This window comes from Cryobacterium sp. 10I1, from assembly GCF_035019805.1.
Classification (GTDB): Bacteria; Actinomycetota; Actinomycetes; order Actinomycetales; family Microbacteriaceae; genus Cryobacterium; species Cryobacterium glucosi.
The window spans coordinates 1-984 of record NZ_JASJVF010000506.1 but is presented as its reverse complement, the minus strand read 5'-3'; the positions used below and the strand labels follow the sequence as shown (position 1 = coordinate 984).

At 70.3% G+C, this 984-nt stretch carries 1 protein-coding gene, 1 pseudogene and 1 riboswitch; the gene and the pseudogene both read left to right on the top strand.

Going from position 1 to position 984, the window contains the following annotated elements; translation table 11 throughout:
- On the top strand, positions 1 to 432 hold a 432-nt coding region (locus QN345_RS19430; protein WP_323509164.1), incomplete at its 5' end, for an LON peptidase substrate-binding domain-containing protein.
- A gap of 149 nt (positions 433 to 581) precedes the next feature.
- Positions 582 to 677, top strand: a riboswitch (glycine riboswitch).
- Between the two features lie 169 nt (positions 678 to 846).
- Positions 847 to 984, top strand: a pseudogene (locus tag QN345_RS19425) (glycine cleavage system protein T); the annotation flags it as partial.

Genomic DNA, 984 nt, shown 5'->3' with positions numbered 1-984 from the left:
GAGCACCGGTTCGGGATCGGGACGGTGGCCAGGATCACGCAGATCGAGGCCCCAGAGGGGTTCGTCGGCGTGGTCGCCCACGGCGAGCGGCGCATCGAGGTGCTCGAGTGGCTCGACGACGACCCGTATCCGCAGGCGAGCGTCCGCGAGCTCCCCGAGCTGGAGTGGGACGACGAGCTGTTCCCTCTGCGGGAGCGGGCCGAACGGGTCGTGCGCCGGGCGCTTGCGCTCGCGAGCGAATTCACCGAGCAGCCCTGGGCGCCCGACGTCGAACTCTCCGGCGACCCGGCTGTCGCGGCCTGGCAGCTCGCGGCGATCGCGCCGGTCGGCCCCCTCGACCAGATCGAGCTGCTGCGGTCGGAGTCGATGGAGGCCCTGCTCACCCGGCTGGTCGAGGTCACCGAGGCGGTCGCCGACTCCTTCGGCGCCTGACCGGGGTGCCCGGCGAGGCAGGATCCGGCGTCGGCGTGCTGCGCGATCGGGCAGGCCGGAGCCGGTCCCAGTGGAACTCCGGCTGCTAAGCTGCTCGCGAAGCGGTTGAGCCCGACCAGGCGCGCCGTCCAACTGAATACCGGGCCGACACGGCCGATGCGGGAGAGTCCGGCGCCTCGGCGGCCGGACACCGAAGGAGCAATCCTCCCCGACAATCTCTCAGGTACTCGTACCGCATCGGACTGGCCACTCTGAAAAGTAGTCGCAGCACAATGCGGCTCGCCCATGGTGAAAGTCACGTCCCGACCAGGACGCGGCGAAGCTCTCAGGCCTGACGACAGAGGGGGAGTTCCCACGGGGTCGCCACGACCCCGAGAATCTCGCTCGGCCGCGGCCGACCTGCCTGGAGAACTCATGACCCCGGATCTGACCGAACGGTATTCCCCGCTGCACCAGGCGCACGTCGACGCCGGAGCCAGCTTCACCGACTTCGCCGGCTGGCAGATGCCGGTGCGCTACTCGAGCGATCTCGCCGAGCACCACGCGGTGCGT